Raw genomic sequence first — 18,887 nt, 5'->3', positions numbered from 1 at the left:
CTGGTACAGTTGAGGCCTGAAATCAAGGTGTTTTTGGCCATCAGCGGAGGGTAGGGAGCGAGATGCTGCACCTCACTTTGCGTCAGCTGCGGGTGTTCGAAGCGAGCGCGCGCCACCTGAGTTTCTCGCGCGCGGCGGAGGAGCTTCACCTGACGCAACCCGGCGTTTCGTCGCAACTGAAGCAACTCGAAACCAGCATCGGCATGCCGCTGTTCGAGCAGGTCGGGCGGCGCGTCTTTCTGACGGCGGCGGGCAAGGAGCTATACAGCCATACGCGGCTGCTTCAACAGCAGTTGTCGGTGCTCGAAGAGTCGCTTGACCAGATGCGCGACATGAAGCAGGGCAAGCTGAAGGTGTCGCTGGTGAGCGGCACGGCCAACCCGCTTGCGCTTCAGTTGATCGCGAATTTCACGAGGGCGTTTCCGGGCGTGAAGATCAGCCTGTCGGTCGGCAATCGGGAATGCGTGCTGAACGAGCTGGCGAGCAACGAGACGGATCTCGCGATCATGGGCATGCCGCCCGAAGGGCAAGGTCTCGCTGCCGTGCGTGTCGCGAAGAATCCGCTGGTGATGATCGCGCCGCCCGACCATCGGCTCGTGCGCGAACGCCGGATCGCACTGGACGCGTTCGAGCGCGAAACGTTCCTCGTGCGCGAGTCCGGTTCCGGCACGCGCCGCGCGATGGAGCGCTTCTTTGCCGAGCACCGCATCAGTTTTCGTCCGGGGATGGAAGTGAGCAGCAACGATGCGCTCAAATGGGCCGTGCAGGCGGGCATGGGCCTGTCAGTCGTCCCTCTCGCGACCATCATGGCCGAACTCGAAACGCTGCGGCTCAAGGTGCTCGACGTCGAGCATTTTCCGATTGTCCGGTATCTGTACCTCGTGCATCGCGAGAGCAAACAGCTTTCCACTGCCGCTTCCGCGTTCCGGGACAGCATGCTGAGCGGCGCGCACGAGGCGGGCGAGCGGGTCGCGATCGAGGCTTAGCCGGGCAGCAGGATTTCTCCCTTGCCCTGCACCGCGGCGTCGCCGCGCAGCCGGCGCGGCGCATGTGCGCGCGACAGCATCGCAAACGCGCCGCCTTCCCGCGCGAGTGTCGGCACGAGCAGCCGCCAGAATACGTCGATATCGCTGCTGTTTTCGGCGAAGCGTTGCGTCGCGGGCCAGGCGGATTCGAGCAGCAGCAGCGAGCCGCGCCGCATCCCATAGGCGGGATGTTCGCCGACCCGGCCAGCAATGGCGATGGTGCCCGCGACCATGCGCGACGCGACGAACGCGCCTGCGCAGCCGAACACGATAGCCGTGCCGCGACGCATGCGATCACCCAGGCGCGCGCCCGCGTCGCCGTGAATGACGAGCGTGCCGCCGCGCATGCCGTCCATGTCGCCCGGCAGCGCGGCGCCCGCGAAATCCCCGGCATTGCCGCGAATCTCGATGCGCCCGCCCGACAGTTCGCACGCAGCGAAGCTCCCGCCATCGCCATCGACGACGATCGTTCCCGCGCTCATCTGCGCACCTACATAGTCACCCGCGTTGCCATTGATGAGGATATGGCCCGCGTCCATCCGCGAGCCGAGCCGGTCGAAGCGTTGCATGTCGCCTTCGAACACGAGTTGCGGGACGTGCGGCTTTCCCTCTTCGATGTCCACTGCGAACAGGTCGCCTACGTTGATCCGCTCGGCGCCGTGCCAGAGCGCGAGGGCGCTGATGTCGCGGGCGTCGAGTTGCGCGAGCCTCGCGGGCAGAAGCTCGCGCGCATCGATGCGCAAGGCGGGCGCGTGCGTGAGACGTAACGTGATGCGCTTCATCGGCCCTCCGGCGGGTTGTGCAACTGATCGCACAGCTGATGCAGATGGAAGTGAAACGGCCCGAGCTTGCCGCCGTAATTGCCCGCGGAGATCCGCACCAGACCGTTCGCCACGCCGGCCTCTGGGCCTGTCGCGGCGTCGATCCCGACGCGCATCGCCTCGGCGACGTCCGTATCGCTCAATCCGTCGATCACGATTTCGAGCACGCTTCGCACCTCCCCGTTCAGCTCCGTGCGCAGCGCGAGTTCGGCGAGGCCGGGACAGAATGCGTCGTTGGTCGAAGCGGGCAATGCCGGATACTTCGAGCCGACCTTCGATCCCGAGCGCACGACGCCGCCCGGAAACGGCAGGATCACGTTCGGCACGTTGCGCATCGCCTGCACGGCGGTTTGCGCGGCGACGAGCGCCGCATCGGTGTCGCGGGCGAGAAACAGCAGGTTGCCGCCGCCCACGCCCTTGACGACTGACGTCGTTTCCTCGGCAACGAATTCGCCGTCCATCACGGGAACACGCCAGTAACGCTTGCCGTCGATCATCTTCGCGATCTGCCAGCCATCGCCGAAGAACCGCAGGTTCTTGCCGAGCGCGATGGGCTCGCCGTTCGCGATGCCACCGAACACGGCCGTCGTCGGGCACGTCAGCACGCACTGTCCGACGCGGCGCTCGACCTGTTTCGCGAGTTCCTTGCCCGACATCGAAAAGAGCAGCAGCGCGACGCCGGGCCGCCCGTCGGGTGTCTCTTCAGGCGGGAGTTCGCGCTCGATGCCGGCCTCGCAGCCGCATGCGATCACGGAAGTGGCAAAGCCCGTGGCCGCGATGGCCGCGTTGCGCGCCCACGCGGCGTCGCGCGCCGTCACGATCAGGCGGGTCGCCTTCATCGGAAAGGCTTCGGCGAAGGTGTCGTCGATCGAGACGCCGCGCACGACACGCGGCGCGGCGGGGCGTTCGGCCAGCGTCGCCGCGCTCGAAAGGGTTGCGCTCATGACGTCGCCTCCGCGCGCGGCTGACGATGGACGCCGCACGCGGCGGGCAAGAGACGCCCGCCATTGCCGCACAGACAGAGCTCATCGCGGCTGATGGGCGCGCGCCGCATATTGGTCGCAAGGTATGTATCGCCGTAGTCCTCGACCACCTTTTCGATCGAGCGGTCGTATTCGGGCTCGACATAGTGCGTGCCGCCCGCCGGCGTCGCGACAATGCGGCCTTCGCGCGCGACCAGTCCGCCGTCCTTGAACACATAGACAGGCGCGCGGAACATCGCTTCGCGGTCGGGATGCTCGCGGTACACGGCGATATCGGCGGCCGCGCCCGCATCGAGGCGGCCACGATCGGCGAGTCCCAGCAGCCGGGCGGGAGCCGCGCGCGTCAGGATCGCGATCTCGTTGAAGTCGAGTTCCCGTTTGAGGCTGGCGAGCGGCGATTGCGCGGCGACATCGGGATGCAGCTTCGCCAGTTGTTCGTCACGGAATGATTTGTCCATCAGAAGGCGGATCAGATGCGGATAGCTCGTGAAGGGGCCGCCGTTCGGATGATCGGTCGTGAGCGTGATCTGCCACGGGTTGTTGACGAGCAGAAAGAGTTCGAGCCCGATCGTCCATTGCAGCGCGTTGACATAGCTGGTTTCCCGGTAGCGAAACGGCACCACGCCACAGCCCGCATCGCACTCGATATCGCCGGCCACCCACTTGCGCGGCGACGCGAACGCCGCCTGCCTGACCTGCTTCATCGTGTCGCCCGACGCGGTCACCGTCTGACCGAACATGATCTGGCCGACGTCGATCGAGATATTCGGATTGGCGTTGACCGCCTCCGCGATGCGGTGCGCCGCCGACGAAAACTTCTTCGGGCCGTCGTTGCCGTAGCTGTGGAACTGGATGTGCGTGAGGTGCCCGGGAAGACCTTCGAGCGCGTCGATGGTGGCGAGCGTCGAATCGATATTGCCCGGCACGCCCAGATTGCTCGCGTGGATATGCAGCGGATGCGGCACGCCGAGATCGGTGAGCGCGCGAGCGAGCACGTGCAACACGTCGCGCGGTGTGATCCCGTAGTGCACATGTTGTTCATCGACATCAAGGCTGCGCTGGTTGAACTTGAATGCCGAAATGCCGCCGGGGTTGACGACCTTCACGCCGAGCGCCCGGCTCGCGTTGATCGACCAGCCGACGTAGTCGCGCATGCGTTCGTAGTCGGTATGTTCGGCCAGCATCCGCAAGAACAGTTCGTCGTTGCCGAGCATCACATAGGCGCCGTGATCGATGATCGGCGTGTCGCCCATTTCCAGATGCGTGTGACGCGCGTTCGACGCGATCATCGCTGGCTCGAATGCTGCCGTATAGCCCATTTCCGCGTAACGGTAGCCCGTCGCGAGCGTGCCCGGCGTACAGTCGCCGCAAGAAGCGAGTTCCAGTGGATTGTCGGGCGCGCCACGGCCGCGATGATCCTCCGGCATCAGCAGGCGCGCGAGATTGACCTTGCCGCCGCCGATATGCGAATGCATGTCGATGCCGCCCGCCATGACGACCATGCCCGACGCGTCGTATTCGCAATCGACGGGCGCCTGTTCGGGTAGATCGACGATCCTGCCGTCGCGCACGCAGATGTCCCTGATCTGCCCGTCGATGCGTGACGCGGGATCGAACACGCGGCCGCCGCGCAAGCGGAATGTGCTCATCGTGCGGCCTCCTTCGGTGTTGAACGCGCAACGGGCTGCGGCGCGGCGAGCACGTGTGCGATCTGTCCGGCGACATGCGCGACGGTGGGCAGCGTGTCGTCGTAGATCGGCACGAGCGGCAGCACGACGCCGCCGTCCGCGCGGAACAGGTGACCGCTGGAGCCAATGCCCGGCGTGGACACGGGAATGAACAGCGTCGGTCCGTTACGATCCGACGACGCGGCGCCAAGCGCGGGATGACCGAGCACGATCGTCGGCATGGCCGTCTGCGGCGCGCGCAGCTCGGCGCCGAAACTCGCGACCCAGACGAGCGCATCGACGGCGCGATCATCGAGGAGCCGCGCCGCGTCGTACCGATGCGGATCGTGTTCGAGCCCGCTTCGATGAATGCCCGTGCGCAGCGGCAGCCCGGACATCCACGTGAGCGTTTGGTTGACGGTGGCCGCGCCGTCGTCTCCGCCGAGCGCGAGATACCCTGCGCGCGTCCTGACGTTGATCGACTTGGTCAGACGATCGAGCGCTTCGACGAGCAATGCCGCATGGTGGCCAGGCAGATCGGCCGTGTTCCAGACGAGCGTGACGTAACGCGCCGCGAGCATTTGAGCCGCTAGCGATTCGAGTTCGGGCGCGGTGCCCGGCATCGGCTTGCCGCTCAGCAGCCAATCGATTCGCGCGTTCAGCAGCGCAAGCGTCTCGTACAGATCGCCTTGCAACGCAATCGCGCGTTGTGAAACGGTTCCCGTCTGGGTCCCCGTCTGGGTTCCCGTCCGGGTTTCCGTCTGTGCGACGCGTGCGAGGCTCGCATCGACATCGCTGCCGACGAAAATCACGTCGCGCCGCGCGGGTCCCGTTGCATCGCACGGCTTGACGCCAATCCCGCAGCGGTTGAAGAACTCCGGGTATCTCGCCGTCGGCGTCGCCGCGAAACAGACGATCAGGTCCGAGCGCGTGCGCACTTCAGCAAGCGTGGTCGTGAACGCGCCACGATCCTGCATCGCCGTGAGGCTGCGCATCAGCGAGCGGCCGTGGGCATGATCGATGATCGCGGCGCTCGCGTTCGCGAGCCGGTAGAGCGCGCGCGTGCCGGCCACATCGGTGGCCATGCCCGCGAACAACGGCTGCCTCGCTCGTGCGAGCCATTGCGCCGCGATGTCGATGGCATCGCCGAATGCGACGGGCTTGCCATCATGCATCGGCTGCGCTTGAGCGGGACGTGTGCCGAATTGCGCGAGCGAGCGGGCCGCGCGCGCACAGTCGGTGCCGTTCAACGTCAACGTCGTGTCCGTGCCGATCGAAAGCCGATCGCACAACAACGGGCAGAACGGACACGTCCAGGAAGTAGGAGAGCTGTTCGAGGTCATGCCCGCTTATCAGCAACTCATATGCCATTGGCGCTGATTGCACGCCACGCCTTCTGTCTCGTGAGCCAGGGCGGTTGCTGCCCATGTGCATGTGCCGCCCGCATTCGATGTGTTTTGCGCCGTGCGCGATGCAGATTGTCACGCATCGCGTGCACGCGGCGTGACGCATCGGCATCGGGCCGTCGCGAGCACGCTGCGCGCCGGTCGATGGCATGGAACATGAATGCTGCAATCCCGAAGTGCAACGACCTGCGGGAAAGCGAGCGATGAAAAAGATCCTGTTGTACGAGTATCTCAGCGCCAACGGTGGCGCTGACGACTACGTGCCAGCGGAACTGCGGATGCAGGGCAGGGCGATGCGCGATGCCGTCGCGCGCGATCTGGCGCGTTCCGGCGATGTCGCGCTGACTTGCGTGGCGGGCCACGATGAAGCACTCGACGCCGGCGGTGCCGGGCTCGCAATCGAATGGTGTTGCGCGCCGTTTGCGATCCCGGCGACGCGCTTTCTCGCCGCCGAGTCGCGCCGTCACGACGCCGTGTGGGTGATCGCGCCGGAGACGGGTGGCGTACTGCGTGCACTGTGCGAAGCAGTCGGTCCCGCACGATGGATGGGCTGCGACGCGGCGACCCTGCACATCGCAGGGAGCAAGCGTCGCACGGCGCGGTATCTCGCGCTGGCTGGCATCGCGACGCCGCGTGCATGGTCGGTGGACGCGCCGCTCGATCCCGCGCACAACGCGAGCGCCTGGGTCGTCAAGCCCGACGATGGCGCGGGCGCAGTCGATACCCACGTCTTTGACGACTATCGAATCGCCGAGTACGTATTCCTGCGCCGCGCGGCCGCGCAAGAGCAGGTCACGCTCGAAGAGTGGATCAGCGGCGATACGCTCAGTCTCTCTTTGCTTTGCGCACGGGGCCATGCCGAGCTGCTCGGGATAAACCGGCAGCACATCCAGACTTGCAACGGGCGAGTCGCTTTTGAAGGACTGACGGCGAACGCCGTTGCGCTGTCGAGCCCGATGGGGGCGATGTGCAAAACGCTCGCCGCGCGCGTGGCCCGCGCGCTTCCTGGACTCGCCGGCTTCGTTGGCGTCGACCTCGTGTGGCATCCGCATCGCGGCCCTGTTGTGATCGAAATCAATCCGCGCGTGACGTGCGCCTACCCGGCACTCGCCGGAATTCTCGATACGAACATGGCGGCACGCGTGGTCGCCGAACATTTCGAACTGGACGGCGACGTCAAACGGAGGCGCTATGCCGCGTGATCTCGTGATCGGTTGGGACCTCGGCGGCGCGCATGTGAAGGCGGCGCGCATCGAGGCGGGGCGCGTGTGCGATGTGATGCAATGGGTTTGTCCCCTCTGGCAAGGCGTCGCGCACCTCGATGCCGTATTCGATGCAGCGGCGCAGCGTTGGCCCGATCACGGCGACGCGGAGCATGCCGTCACGATGAGCGGCGAAATGGCCGACATCTTCGAACATCGCGAAGCCGGCGTAGCCGCGCTGGCAGGCAGACTCGCGAGCCGCTTCGATTCACGCGCATCGTTTTACGCGGGACGCTCAGGCTGGCAGCCGTACGAGACGGTCGCCGAACATTGGGCCGATATCGCGTCCGCGAACTGGCACGCGACGGCGGCGCTGATCGCGGCGCGCGTGCCCGCCGCCGTGCTCGTTGATATCGGCAGCACCACCACCGATTTCATTGCAATCCGCGATGGCGTGCTCGCGTCGCGCGCAATGGACGATGCGGGCCGGCTCAGATCCGGGGAGCTCGTCTATCAGGGCGTCGTGCGCACGCCGTTGTGCGCGCTCTCGCAGCGCATCCGCTTTTGCGGCGAGCCGCACAACGTGATGAACGAACTGTTTGCGACGACAGCGGATGTGTACCGGCTGACGGGCGAACTCGACCCGCTGCACGACCAGCATCCCGCCGCCGACGCCGCAGCGAAGGACGGCAAGGCGAGCTGTCAGCGGCTTGCGCGGATGATCGGGCGCGATGCGCGCGATGCATCGATGGCCGATTGGGAGAGTTTCGCCCGCGAATGGCGCAAGATCCAGCTTGCGCATCTGTCGGCGAACCTCGCGCAGGTGCTCGGGCGCGTGGGCCTCGGACACGACGTCGTACTGGTGGCGGCGGGCTGCGGCGCATTTCTCGCGGATGATCTCGCGGCGCAGTTCGGGCGCGACGTGATCGGGTTTGCGTCGCTGATGGAAGCACACGGAATCGACGCGATGGCCGCGCGCTGGACGCAGGTCTGCGCGCCCGCTGTCGCTGTCGCACTGCTGCGCGCGGACGAACGTTGCGCACTCGGCGCCGCCGTCTGAATCCCGGCACTTTCCGCACATGGAGCGCCTATGTGGGTGGTGAAGATTGGCGGCAGTCTGAGCCGCGACCCGTTGCTCGAAGATTGGCTCGCGCATCTGAGCGAGTTCGGCGGCGGGCGGGTCGTGATCGTGCCGGGCGGCGGCCGTTTTGCGGATCAGGCACGCGAGCATCAGGACATCTGGCGTTTCGACGATGTCGCCGCGCACAACATGGCCGTGCTGGCGATGGCGCAATACGCGCTGATGATGCAGGGCCTGTGCCGTCGTCTCGTGATCGCCGCGACGGATGCGCAGATACGCGCCGCGCTGCACGCGGGCCGTGTCGCCGTGTGGGCGCCCCTCGACCTGCTGTTCCAGGAAGCCAACCGGCTGACGAGTTGGGAGGTGACTTCCGACAGCCTCGCCGCATGGCTCGCGAATCGACTGAACGCGGAACGCCTGGTCGTCGTCAAGTCGTGCGAGATCGAGCCGTGGCGTTCAATCGAGGAATGCGCGGCGCTCGGCATCGTCGATCCGTCATTCGTGCGGTTCACGCGCGACGCGCCGTATCCCGTCGACGTCGTGAACCGGCACGACGGGTCGCGCGTGCGCGACCGGCTGGTTCACGCGACGGCGGATTGAGGGGAGACTTCGAAGCCGGTGTCGTTGGCAGCGGGATGGGCTGCGGGGGCTGCCGCCGGGTTTGCCGCCGGGGCTGCCGCCGGGTCTGCAATAGCCGCCCGTCCCGAAAGCTGCGCGCGCAGATCGCGCACGCGGTCGGCGTTGAGCCGGCCCGTGCGCGATCCGTCGCACAGCGCGGTCCGAAAGCCGGCGATCTCGGGACCGAGCGCGCGGATCAGCGGCACATGCTTGCTGAGCAGTGCGCCCGCGAGTCCCGGCATCACATCATGCACGCGCGCGATCTGCACCATGCTGTCGAGCGCGGCAAGCGGCACGCACTGAAAAAGATTGCCGCGTTTCTTGCTCGCCGTATCGACCATCACGCCAGCAAAGCGCAGTTCGCACGCATGTTCGACGACGCGCAGATCGAGGCCGTTGTCCACCAGCAGCACGGGCACCATGTTCCAGTGAAGGCCGCGCATATAGCTGAGCGTTCGGCACGCGATGTCGAATGAAGCGCTATCGGCCGGGACGCCTGCCTTCACATAATCGACGCCGCAGCGTCCCGCCTGCGACGCACGATATTCGAGCGACGCATGATCCCCGGGCCGCAGGTCGCCGATCGCGGCGCTGATGGGCAGGCGCGGGTGCTCCGCGCGCAGCGACTGCACGATATCCGCGATGCTGGGCGCGGAGACGGCGCCGAGCGCACCTGCCCCCGGCTCCTTCAGGTCGATCAGATCAGCGCCGGCGCTGGCGGCGTCGCGCGCTTCGTCGAGATTGCGCACACTGGCGAGCATACGGATCATAGGGCCTCCTCGTTCAGGATTCGAGCGGCCGCAGCCGGACTCGCATAGAAGATGTTCACGGCGTCCATCAGCCATTGCCACGCCTGCTGTTCGCGCGGGCCGGCCGTCTTGCCGATGGCAATGGACAGATAGGCGATTTCCGACTCCACCTTGTCGCGCGGCAGCATCGCGAGCCGGCTGACCAGCACCGCGCCTTCGATCACGGCGGCCTGTGCGCGGTTCAAGCCGGCGAACGGCGCATGCGCGCACATCGCGATGCGCTGCATGACGAGCGTCGGGCGCTGCTGGTCGTGGCTCACGCACACGAGCCGCAATTCGGCGTGCGCGAGCGTGTCGGCGAGCCGGACGCACGGCACGCTGTCGACGTCAATCGTGCGCCACGTGCGGTGGCCCGTCACGCAGCCCGCAAACACGCGCACGTCCGTCGTGAAGTTGACGACGGCACAGCCCGTCGAGACGATGTTGTCGTAGGTGGCGGACGGCAGAAACGGCATCAGGAAGAAGGTGTCGCCTTCGTGGCGAATGCCCATCGGCGCGACGTGCGGTTTGCCTTCGGGCGTGACGGTCGTGACTACGGTTTCGTGGATCATCGTCAGGCTTCCTTTCTGCGTGTCGTGCCTGGCGCGCACTGCGCGAGCAGGCTGGTGTCGTCGCGCGGGCTCGCGCATCCCCACTCGAGCGGCTGGTCCTGGCTATAGCGTTTGCCGAGCTGCCACGCGAGCTCGGCGCGTGCGAGTTCGACACCCATGTAGAACGCGTGCGCGCCGTCTGCTTCGAGACGCAGATGCGGCCAGAGCGCGAACGCGTCGGTCGCGAGATGGTGGCCGTCGCGGTTGTACACGTGGATGCCGTCCACCGACACCTGCACGCGAAAATTCGGATCGCGCACGGCCGCTGCCGTCACGGCGATCTCTTCCGGCGTATCGGGAAATGGACGCTTCGCGTGCACCGTCATCAGCTGATGGGTGAAGCCCTTGGGCAGCGTCTGTAGCTCGCGGGCTGCGTACATCATGCGCCGCGCGACATCGGCCTCGCGTATCGCGCAGCGCGCATGACCGCTGACCTGCGTCGTGAGAATGCCCGCGATGTTCAGTTCGACGCCGATACCGAGCAGCATCGCGTGGATGCCGCTGGTATCGGCTTCCGTGAGTTCGGTGACGTTGCCCGTGCCCATCAGCATCGGCGCGTCGGGGTAGCGCTCGCGCAGCCGCTGATAACGCGTCAACGACTTCAGCAGCCCGAAGGGCAGCGGATCGAGTATCGGATCGGCGAGAAAGGCGCGGCCCTTTTGCATCATCGTGTCGATGCTGTCGTACAGCGACGCCTCGTCGCCGGGTTGGCGCGGGATCAGCACGGGCGTCGAGTCGATTTCGTCGATGACCCACAGCGTGTCGGCCGTCAGACTCAGCAGATAGTCCGCGCCCGCGCGGCCTCCGCGCACCAGTTCCTTCACGTCCATCGAATCGACGCTGACCTTGAACCCTTGCGCCTTCAGCGCGCGAACTGCGTCGGCGAGATGAGGAAAGGGCGTCGACGGCAGGCACCCGAGATCGATCACGTCGGCGCCGTCGGCCGCGAGCCGCGCCGCGCGTGCGCAGATTGCATCGACACTGAGATGCGGCGCATCGACGATCTCCGCGAAGATCGCGATATCGTGCTTCGACAGGTCGATGGGGCGTGCCGTGCGATCGAACCATCCCGGCAGATCCTTGAGCTCGTCGGGGCCGCGCTGGACGGGAATGCCATAGTGCGCGCCCAGCGCATCGAGATCGCCCCGGCATCGGCCAGGAACGATCACGCGGTCGGCCGCGATCGGCGCGGCGACGCGGCGGCGGATCATGTCGGCCGTCATCAGCGCCGCGACCTGCAGGCCGATTTCGCGAATCTCCCAACTGAACGGCGCGGGCGCGAGACTGTGCAATACGCGTTCGAGCGCGGGCTGGGCGAGTCGGCCGGTGAGAAAGACGATATGTTCCATCAGGCGCTCGCACACGAACTCATACGGGTTTCGGCAAGGCGTGCATCGAGCGCCGCGCGCAACTCGGCGGGCGAGCACACGACGCGGCTATGATCGATCTGCCTCAGCCGCTCGACATTGTCGAGTTCGATATTGCGTGGGCGCAGCTCCACCCAATCGAGCGGACTCTTCGTGATGACGACAGGCTGCGTGTCGCACGCGAACACGATGCCCGGGATGCCCAGTTTGCCTGCCTGCGCAAACATGTTGGTCGGCAGCGTGTCGGAGATGCCGAACGCGCATTTGGCGACCGTGTTGCTGGTGGCGGGCGCGACGACGACGGTGTGATAGCGGGTCTCGTCATACAGCATGCCGACGGGGACGGCGCTCGCGCTGTTGTCGCGGAACACGCGGAAGCGTTGCTTGAGTTGCGCGAGTTCGATCCTGTACAACGGCAGCACTTCTTCGGCGGCGCGCGACAGGAACAGATCGACGTAAGGCAGCAGCGTCGCGGCGATATCGAGCGATTCGGCGAGACCGTGTCCCGAGCCTGTGATCGCCCATGCAAAGCGGGCGCTCGTGGCATCGGCATCGGCGTCGGCATCGTAGGCGCGGGGGCGGGTGTCTGTCGTCATCGTCATCGTCGGTCGTGCAGCCAGGTTGTTCAGTTTGCGATACACATTGCGACGCCTCGCGATCGGGCTTCTGTGCGGCTATGCGCCGTCTGCGCGGCGCACATGGGCTTGTGCGGGAGCGGTCAAACCGATCGCTTGCGACATTCGTGCCTGGGCCGCTTCTTGCATGAGCACATGCGCCAGATCGACTATGAGGAACCCCCGATGAACGTGATCGACAGGAATGTGATTGAGCGGCCGCATCTCGCCTCGTCCGGGATGGACCTGATCTTTATCGAAGGCTTTCAGGGCGATACGATCATCGGCATCGACCCGGACGAGCTGACCAGCCGGCAGCCGGTGCAAATCGACCTGTGGGCGGGCGTGCCGCACAGTCACGCGTGCGACACCGATCATATCGGCGACACCATCGACTACAGCAAGGTGCACGCGGCGCTGGAATCGCTGCTCGCGACGCACAAGATGCAATTGCTCGAGGCGTTGGCGGAGTCGGTCGCGCAGATGCTGCTCGTCGATTTCGGCGCACACTGGGTTCGCGTCTCGCTCGCGAAGCCGAACAAGTTCGCGAACGTGAAGGCGGTCGGCGTGACGATCGAGCGGACCATACGCTGGCCTTGAGGCAGACGGCACGGGCAGACGGCACGGAGGAGGCGCGTGCCGTTCAGCCGTGCCGTTCAGCTTGCCACAGTGTGGTCGATGCTGGCTGCGCGTGCCGTCGTATCGATGCACGGAACGCGCAGCAGCGACGGGTCGAGGCACGCGGCTGCGAACAGGGTGGCGACAGTGAGGTCCGCGGTCGTGCCCGGATTGATGCGTTCGCGTTTCAATGACGCGTCCCAGGCGGTGAGCGCGGCGGGGTCCCATGAACGCTGCATGTGCCACGCGCGGGCATCATGGGTGATCTTGCGCGCAAGCGCGATGCCGTGCTTGCGCGCGATGTGCGAGTCGGGCCAGTGCGACAGATAGCCGAGCCAGATTTTGAGCACCGCTCGCAACAGACGCGGTTGATCGACGGCGCCGTTGCCGAGCGCCGCACGCAACTGGATAAGCCCGAATCCAAGCACGTCGGCAAACCCGCTTGCGTATTGGCGCGCGATGCTGTCGCGGTCCCTCGCCAGCGCCATTGCGCAGAGCAGATCGACACTCGGCGGCGCCGTGCCGACGTTCTGGCTGGGCGCTTCGCCGAGTCCGCCTGGATTGGCGAGCGCGATTGCGCGATAGGCGGCGTGCGCATCGGCCAGGTCCAGATGCGATAGCGTCGTTCGCACGGCGGCGCGCGCGTCCTGTGCGGTAGGTGTGTCGCGCGTGGCGAGCAAGGTTTCGAACGCATGCGCAAGCGGCGCACACAAGAGCACGATGCCCAGATTCGTATTGCACCCGGCCGCCTGCATCGACAGGCTCACCGCGCGTTCGATCCGCTCGCCGACGGGCGCGCCTCGCGCCGTCACGGCTGCACAGGCCGCTTGCGCGCTGGAGATGAAAAGGTCGGCTGTCATCGCGTGGCCCGGCGCGCCGATGCTGACGTTGCCGGGCTTCGCGCACGCGACATCGAGCGTGCATGCCCACAGGAATGCTTCAGCAATCACGTCGGGCCGAGTGCCGGGCATCACGCGACTTCCTTGATCTCGCCGTTGCGATGCGTGAGCCTCATCCTGCGGCCCAGCAGATCGTCGACGATGCAGCCCGCGATATCGAACGGCGTCACGGACTGCAGACCGCGCCACGCAGCGACGCCGTTGACTTCGATGACGGTCGCGCCAAACGGATTGTCTTCGCATGGGATCAGATCGACGCCCGCATAGTCGAGTCCGAGCGCGGCGCTCGCGCGTTCGGCGAGCGCGCCGAGCGGCTCGCTGAGCGCGGCCGCTTCGCAGCGCGCGCCTTGCGCGACGTTGTGAACCCAATGCTCGCTGACCCTGCGCATGGCCGTCACGGCCTTGCCGCCGATCACCATCACGCGCCAGTCGTAGCCCGGCGTGCTGACGGGCCTGACGAAGCGCTGCAGATAGGCAAGCTGCCCATACCCTTTCAACGCCGGGAGCGCCTCGCATTCGCCGCCGTCCGCGCCGAGGCGCGCGATGCCTTTGCCTTGCGAGCCGAACAGCGGCTTCATCACGAGCTCATGGCCGCTCGCGTGCTCGCGCATCAGCACGCGTTGCGCGAACGGCGCGGATTCCGTGACCCAGGTGGGCGGCGTCGGAATGCCCGCCCGATGCAGCAAAAACGTGGTCATCGATTTGTCGACGCTGCGTTCGATCGCTCGCGCGTCGTTATAGACGGGCACGCCGAGTTCCCGCAGCGCGTGCAGGATGCCAAGCCGCACGGTGACCTGTTCGAAGGTGCCGCCCGCGATGCCGCGCACGATGACGGCATCGGGCAGTCCGCGCCCGTAGCCGGGAATCGCGATTCCATGCGGCGCATGTGTGGTGTCGAAGCGGCAGTCGGCCAGATCGACGCAGCGGCCGAGCGCGCCGCGCTCGCGCAGCGCGCGCTTGAGGCGCGACGTATGCCAGCCGGTTTCATCCGTCATGATCGCGACGGCGAGCGCGGTGCGTGTCATCTCAAGCCTCGTCGAGCCACAGCGGGCGCAGCAGATCGAAACGGGTTGCGCCCGCGTGGAAGGTTCGGCCCGTGGCGAGGTTGCTCACCCAGACTTCGGCGGGCGCGAAGAGCGCGGGGTCGATCTTGTAGAAGTCGTAGTCGTATTCCTTGAACACATCGGCGAACGGGCGGCCAAAATCTTTCGATGCGCAAGAGGGCAGGCGGCGCGCCAGATCGCGCGCGGCGTCGTCGCTGCCCGTCACGGTGAGATGGACCCGGCCGCCGTAAAGAATCGCGTCATTGGTGCGGCCCATCGCTTCGATGGGGTCGTGGGCGGGCGGCGGCAACGGCGCGCTGGCGCAGCCCTCGCGGATGCCGCCGAGCGCGAAGCCCAGTTCGTGCGCCTTGTGCAGGGCGACTTCGAGCGCGCGCGCGACCACCTGTGTGGTGCCGGCGCGGCTCGCGGTCGGCGTGAGGATCAGGGTGAGATTGCGCGGCTGCAGATTGCAGTCGCGCAGGATCTTGTCGATCACGACGGCGGGCGGCGCGCGATCCACTTCGAGCACGAGGCAGCCCGTCGAGACGACGTCGCGGTAATCCAGTTCGTCGAAAAGCGGTTCCTTGCAGGCGAGCGAGCGCGCCGGGCCCGAGCCGAGCGCGAAGAACTTCTTGCCGCCCGTTTCCTCCTTGCTGGCCGCGAGACTCCAGCCTGCATACTGCGACGCGAGACAGGCGAGCACAGGTTGCGCGCTGGCGATATCGACGAACGTCGGCCATTCGTCCGCCGCGCTGCGGGACGTCGCGGTGCGCAACTTGACCCGGCCAAGGCCGCCCATGCAGATCTCGCCGATCGCGATGCCCGCGGCGACGCTGCCCGATGTGCCGATGCCGGCGTCGACGAGGGTGACGCCGCGCTCGTCGCGCCGGACTTCGATGCCCAGTTCCGTCTGGCGTTCGAGCAGGCTCGCGAGCAATGGCCGCACCAGCGTGTTGACGCTCAGAAACGAAGACGATGACGAAACATCAGCGAGGGACGATGAGTTCTGCATGGCTTGGCTTCCTGGTGATGTCGATGGATGCGACGGTCGCCGCGCGCGCGGCGAGTTCCGCGCGCACGGTTGCCATTGGCGTGCCGCGCGCACAGATGGCCGATACGCTGCACAACGGCGCGCCCGCCGCGACGAAACTGCCCGTGACGGGAATGTCGTGGCACCAGCCGAGGTTCAACGCGCGCTGCACGAATTCGGGCGATACCTTGCGGTCACGGTCGGCGAACACGATCTGCTCGCCGCATAGCGGCGCCTTGTCCGCAATTGCATTCAACGCGTCGGCATCGAGCGGCGCGCCTGCGCACACACGCGTGTGCAGCGCGAGCAGCGAACGGCTGCCATCGTGCTCGTAAAGCGACATCGTCGCCGATGGTCTTGCGTTGACTTCGAGCACGAAACAGCGTTCTCCGTCGAAAATGAAATCGAGACTGTTGAGTCCTTTGAGCCCGGTCCGCGCGACGATCGAACTCACGGCGCACGCGATCTGCTCGCGCAGCGAAGCGGGGACATCGATGGGCCCCGACGCGCCGCCATACACAAACGGGTGCCCGCCGTGCGAGACGATCAGTTGTTCGTTGAAGCCGATGATCGCCGCGTTGCGCGTATCGGCGATGAAAAGGGCCGACATCGAACGGCCGGGCTGATAACGCTGAAAATATCGTCTGTCTTGTGCCGCTTCTGCGCGCACGGCATGGCGAATATGCATGCCGCCTGTTCCATAGGCATCCTTTTCGAGCCAACCCTCTGCGTCGGCAGGCGCATCGAGCCGGGTCTCGGGATGCGCAATCCCCGCGTCGCTGAGCAACGAAAAAAAGCGCGCGGGGTCGCGCACGGCTTCATGGGCGGCGCGCGTATTGCCGATCGGCGCGAGTGCGATGCGGCTGTCGTCGAGCAGGTCGCGATGCGCTTCGAAACCGCTGCCCGCTATCCAGCCCATCACATTCGGCGTGCGGCTCGCCGCATCGAGCGCGTCCCGCACGCGCCGCGGATCGATCGAGAACGACGCGGGATCGCCGATCGAATGCCACGCACCCGACGCGCGCCGCGTGTCGGTGTCGCCGAACAGGTCGAGCACGATCACGCGCCAGCCGGCGCGTCGAGCCGACTCGGCGAGCATGCGGGCAGACAGTGCCGCGACGACGACGGTTGGCGACATGATCGCGTCAGGCCGCGGCGAGCGACGAACGTTCGGCGACCACGCGCCGGGCCATGTCGAGAGCGTCCTCGAAGCCCAGATAGACCTTCTGCTTCGCCGCGAGCATCTGCATGAAAAGCCGCTGCTGGACTTCGTACTTGACGTTGCCGATCGCGAGCGCGCCGATGCCGAGCGCGCCGCGTTGACCGACCCGCTTGCCGTAGTCCATCACGCCGACGCCCGCGATCCCCGCGGGCGGCACCGCGTTCACGTCGGCGGCGACGAGCAGGCGTGCCGCGCGGTCGACCTGTTGCGCGCTCATCACTTCGACACCCGCCGCTGCCGTCCCGAATACGACGTCGACCGACTTCAAGGTTGCATCGAGCGCTTCCGCGGTGCTCGCGTCGGCGCCTTCGAGCGCCGCGCCAAAGCGCGCCCCTGCGCGCTCGCATGCGTCGCGCGCGGCGTCGAGCCCGCGGCTGCTCGCCAGCGACACGCGCGCGCCTGCCTGCGCGGCGAGCACGCCGGCAATCAGGCCGACGGGGCCCGTTCCGCCGAAGATCAGAATGTGCTTGCCGTCGAGAGCCGTGTCGAAGCTGCTGCGCAATTGCCATTCGACGCTTGCGACGAGCGCGGCCGCCGTCGTGAACGATCCGCTCGGATCGGCGAACACGGAGACTTCGAACGGCGGCACCATCGCTTCACGCGACAGGCGCAGCATGTCCGTCGCGAGCATCACGTCGCGCCCGCCGATGAAGATGCCTGTATGCGCGACGCCTTTCGGGCCGCGCGAGAAGATCGCATCCTGGGTCAGCGGTCCGACCATCTTCGCATCGACGTCCGTGTAGGGCACGACCACCTGGTATCCGGCATCGACGGCCATGTTCACATCGAACGGGCTCATCTGCCGTCCCGGCGTGAACATGTGGAGTATGTATTGGCGTTCCATGTTTCCTCGGCAAACAGGGTTGATCAGTCCTGGGCCGATGCCCAGGTGACGGTGGCGCCCGAGTTGAGCCCTCTGACTATCTCGACTCGCAGCCCGGCGCCGATCGCTTTCGCGTCGCGCGCCGATTGCAGCGCGTGTTCGGCTTCGTCCTGCGATTCCATGATCGCGAAGCCCGTCGGTCCCCATGAGCTCTGACCGACGCCCGCGCAATAGCGCGCACTGATCCAGTCGAGCACGCAGCCGACTTCGGGGCTCGTGTAGATGCCGCCTTGCGACTTCGCGAAATAGCGGCCGATGCCGTCTTGCAGCGCGCTCACGCCCTGCGCGAAGGGCGCGAACTCGTGTTCCGCGACGGCGGGCAGGATCTGCATCAACGTCAGGTGGCACGCGTGCGCGGCGAGCGCCTGCGGAAACGGCGGCAACGCGGCGAGCGCCTGACGTTCCGCGGGGCCCGAGAGCCCCGTGCGTGAATCGTCGAATACGAGCATCACGCGCCATGACGAAGGGAAGTCGAAGCGCGACAGCACGGGCGGCAACACGCCTGGTCCGCGCGGGCCGCCATCGACGATCAGGCCGCCGCGCTCGAAGCCGGCGATACCCACGCCCGAGCGCGCGCCGCGCGCGAGCGCCGGCGCGAGTTGCGTCGCGCTCATGTCGAGCCCATGCAGGCGGGCGAACGCGTGCCCCACGGTGAGCGCCAGTTGCGTGCCGGAACCGAGGCCCGCGTGCGACGGCAGCGTGCGCCGCAGACGCACGTCGATGGGCGTGTCATTGCCCGTCAGCTTGCGCAGTGTGTCGATGTGCGCGCGCACGCGCTGCAGTTCGTCACGCGCGGCAGGCACGGCCGTGTAGTGATCTTCATCGTCGGCGGAAAGGCGCGCGTCGAGTGTCGTGCTGATGCCGTCGATCACGAGCCCGAGACTGCCGAAGCGCCGCCCGAGCGACGCGCCAGGATCGAGAAATCCCAGGTGCAAGCGGCCGGGCGCGTTCACGGTGACGATGCTGGTGTGCTTCGCCGGCGATTGAGCGATGCCGTATCGGCTCATAG

Annotated in this window: 19 protein-coding genes; 5 read left to right on the top strand and 14 right to left on the bottom strand. The window is 66.7% G+C overall.

Features of this window, described 5'->3' with window-relative positions:
* Positions 1–62: 62 nt before the first annotated feature.
* Positions 63–986, top strand: a complete 924-nt coding sequence (locus J8I87_RS01920) for a LysR family transcriptional regulator (protein WP_209929762.1) — start codon at positions 63–65, stop codon at positions 984–986.
* On the opposite strand, the gene J8I87_RS01915 is transcribed toward J8I87_RS01920, so the two are convergent.
* Genes J8I87_RS01915 through J8I87_RS01900 form a run of 4 tightly spaced genes read right to left on the bottom strand, consistent with a single transcriptional unit; the run spans position 983 to position 5,839 of the window.
* A complete protein-coding gene (locus tag J8I87_RS01915; protein WP_209929761.1) occupies positions 983–1,807 on the bottom strand; it encodes a formylmethanofuran dehydrogenase subunit C in 825 nt (274 codons plus the stop codon). The genes J8I87_RS01920 and J8I87_RS01915 overlap by 4 nt on opposite strands.
* Complete coding sequence (gene fhcD / locus J8I87_RS01910) at positions 1,804–2,790, bottom strand: formylmethanofuran--tetrahydromethanopterin N-formyltransferase (RefSeq protein ID WP_209929760.1); 987 nt, start codon at positions 2,788–2,790, stop codon at positions 1,804–1,806. Before fhcD ends, J8I87_RS01915 begins: the two co-directional genes overlap by 4 nt.
* Positions 2,787–4,478, bottom strand: coding sequence for a formylmethanofuran dehydrogenase subunit A (locus J8I87_RS01905; RefSeq protein WP_209929759.1), 1,692 nt, complete (start codon positions 4,476–4,478; stop codon positions 2,787–2,789). Before J8I87_RS01905 ends, fhcD begins: the two co-directional genes overlap by 4 nt.
* Positions 4,475–5,839, bottom strand: a complete 1,365-nt coding sequence (locus J8I87_RS01900) for a formylmethanofuran dehydrogenase (protein WP_209929758.1) — start codon at positions 5,837–5,839, stop codon at positions 4,475–4,477. The genes J8I87_RS01905 and J8I87_RS01900 overlap by 4 nt, the downstream gene beginning before the upstream one ends.
* A 266-nt stretch (positions 5,840–6,105) precedes the next feature.
* Between J8I87_RS01900 and J8I87_RS01895 the strand changes: the two genes are divergently transcribed.
* The 3 genes from J8I87_RS01895 to J8I87_RS01885 are packed head-to-tail and all read left to right on the top strand — an operon-like array spanning position 6,106 to position 8,785.
* Complete coding sequence (locus J8I87_RS01895) at positions 6,106–7,104, top strand: ATP-grasp domain-containing protein (protein WP_209929757.1); 999 nt, start codon at positions 6,106–6,108, stop codon at positions 7,102–7,104.
* A complete protein-coding gene (locus J8I87_RS01890) occupies positions 7,094–8,164 on the top strand; it encodes a hydantoinase/oxoprolinase family protein (RefSeq protein ID WP_209929756.1) in 1,071 nt (356 codons plus the stop codon). Before J8I87_RS01895 ends, J8I87_RS01890 begins: the two co-directional genes overlap by 11 nt.
* A gap of 30 nt (positions 8,165–8,194) precedes the next feature.
* Positions 8,195–8,785, top strand: coding sequence for an aspartate kinase (locus J8I87_RS01885; RefSeq protein WP_209929755.1), 591 nt, complete (start codon positions 8,195–8,197; stop codon positions 8,783–8,785).
* Here the strand turns inward: J8I87_RS01885 and J8I87_RS01880 are convergent.
* Genes J8I87_RS01880 through J8I87_RS01865 form a run of 4 tightly spaced genes read right to left on the bottom strand, consistent with a single transcriptional unit; the run spans position 8,767 to position 12,165 of the window.
* The gene (locus J8I87_RS01880; RefSeq protein ID WP_209929754.1) at positions 8,767–9,573 is read right to left on the bottom strand and encodes a (5-formylfuran-3-yl)methyl phosphate synthase; all 807 of its coding nucleotides are present in this window, start codon (positions 9,571–9,573) and stop codon (positions 8,767–8,769) included. The two genes, J8I87_RS01885 and J8I87_RS01880, sit on opposite strands and share 19 nt — an antisense overlap.
* Positions 9,570–10,163, bottom strand: coding sequence for a DUF447 domain-containing protein (locus J8I87_RS01875; RefSeq protein WP_209929753.1), 594 nt, complete (start codon positions 10,161–10,163; stop codon positions 9,570–9,572). The genes J8I87_RS01880 and J8I87_RS01875 overlap by 4 nt, the downstream gene beginning before the upstream one ends.
* Positions 10,164–10,165: 2 nt before the next feature.
* Positions 10,166–11,551 carry a DUF6513 domain-containing protein gene (locus J8I87_RS01870; RefSeq protein ID WP_209929752.1) on the bottom strand — a complete coding sequence of 462 codons (1,386 nt, stop codon included), beginning with the start codon at positions 11,549–11,551 and terminating at the stop codon, positions 10,166–10,168.
* On the bottom strand, positions 11,551–12,165 hold the full coding sequence (locus J8I87_RS01865; protein ID WP_245253640.1) for a flavoprotein: 615 nt from the start codon (positions 12,163–12,165) through the stop codon (positions 11,551–11,553). Before J8I87_RS01865 ends, J8I87_RS01870 begins: the two co-directional genes overlap by 1 nt.
* 204 nt (positions 12,166–12,369) lie before the next feature.
* On the opposite strand from J8I87_RS01865, the gene J8I87_RS01860 reads away from it, so the two are divergent.
* The gene (locus J8I87_RS01860) at positions 12,370–12,783 is read left to right on the top strand and encodes a dihydroneopterin aldolase (RefSeq protein ID WP_209929750.1); all 414 of its coding nucleotides are present in this window, start codon (positions 12,370–12,372) and stop codon (positions 12,781–12,783) included.
* Positions 12,784–12,839: 56 nt separating this feature from the next.
* Here the strand turns inward: J8I87_RS01860 and J8I87_RS01855 are convergent, their stop codons facing one another.
* Genes J8I87_RS01855 through J8I87_RS01830 form a run of 6 tightly spaced genes read right to left on the bottom strand, consistent with a single transcriptional unit; the run spans position 12,840 to position 18,885 of the window.
* Complete coding sequence (locus J8I87_RS01855; RefSeq protein ID WP_209929749.1) at positions 12,840–13,772, bottom strand: triphosphoribosyl-dephospho-CoA synthase; 933 nt, start codon at positions 13,770–13,772, stop codon at positions 12,840–12,842.
* Positions 13,772–14,725, bottom strand: coding sequence for a RimK family alpha-L-glutamate ligase (locus J8I87_RS01850; RefSeq protein ID WP_209929748.1), 954 nt, complete (start codon positions 14,723–14,725; stop codon positions 13,772–13,774). Before J8I87_RS01850 ends, J8I87_RS01855 begins: the two co-directional genes overlap by 1 nt.
* A gap of 1 nt (position 14,726) precedes the next feature.
* Entirely contained in the window at positions 14,727–15,755 is a 1,029-nt protein-coding gene (gene mch / locus J8I87_RS01845) for a methenyltetrahydromethanopterin cyclohydrolase (protein ID WP_209929747.1), read from the bottom strand.
* Positions 15,730–16,911: an ATP-grasp domain-containing protein gene (locus tag J8I87_RS01840; RefSeq protein ID WP_245253639.1), complete on the bottom strand. Its 1,182-nt coding sequence runs from the start codon at positions 16,909–16,911 to the stop codon at positions 15,730–15,732. Before J8I87_RS01840 ends, mch begins: the two co-directional genes overlap by 26 nt.
* Positions 16,912–16,918: 7 nt before the next feature.
* Entirely contained in the window at positions 16,919–17,839 is a 921-nt protein-coding gene (locus tag J8I87_RS01835) for an NAD(P)-dependent methylenetetrahydromethanopterin dehydrogenase (protein ID WP_209929746.1), read from the bottom strand.
* 23 nt (positions 17,840–17,862) lie between these two features.
* Positions 17,863–18,885, bottom strand: coding sequence for a beta-ribofuranosylaminobenzene 5'-phosphate synthase family protein (locus J8I87_RS01830; protein ID WP_209929745.1), 1,023 nt, complete (start codon positions 18,883–18,885; stop codon positions 17,863–17,865).
* Positions 18,886–18,887: the final 2 nt, after the last annotated feature.

Origin of the sequence: Paraburkholderia sp. LEh10, assembly GCF_017814945.1 — a bacterium.
Classification (GTDB): domain Bacteria; phylum Pseudomonadota; class Gammaproteobacteria; order Burkholderiales; family Burkholderiaceae; genus Paraburkholderia.
This window is presented reverse-complemented; position numbering and strand designations above follow the sequence as displayed.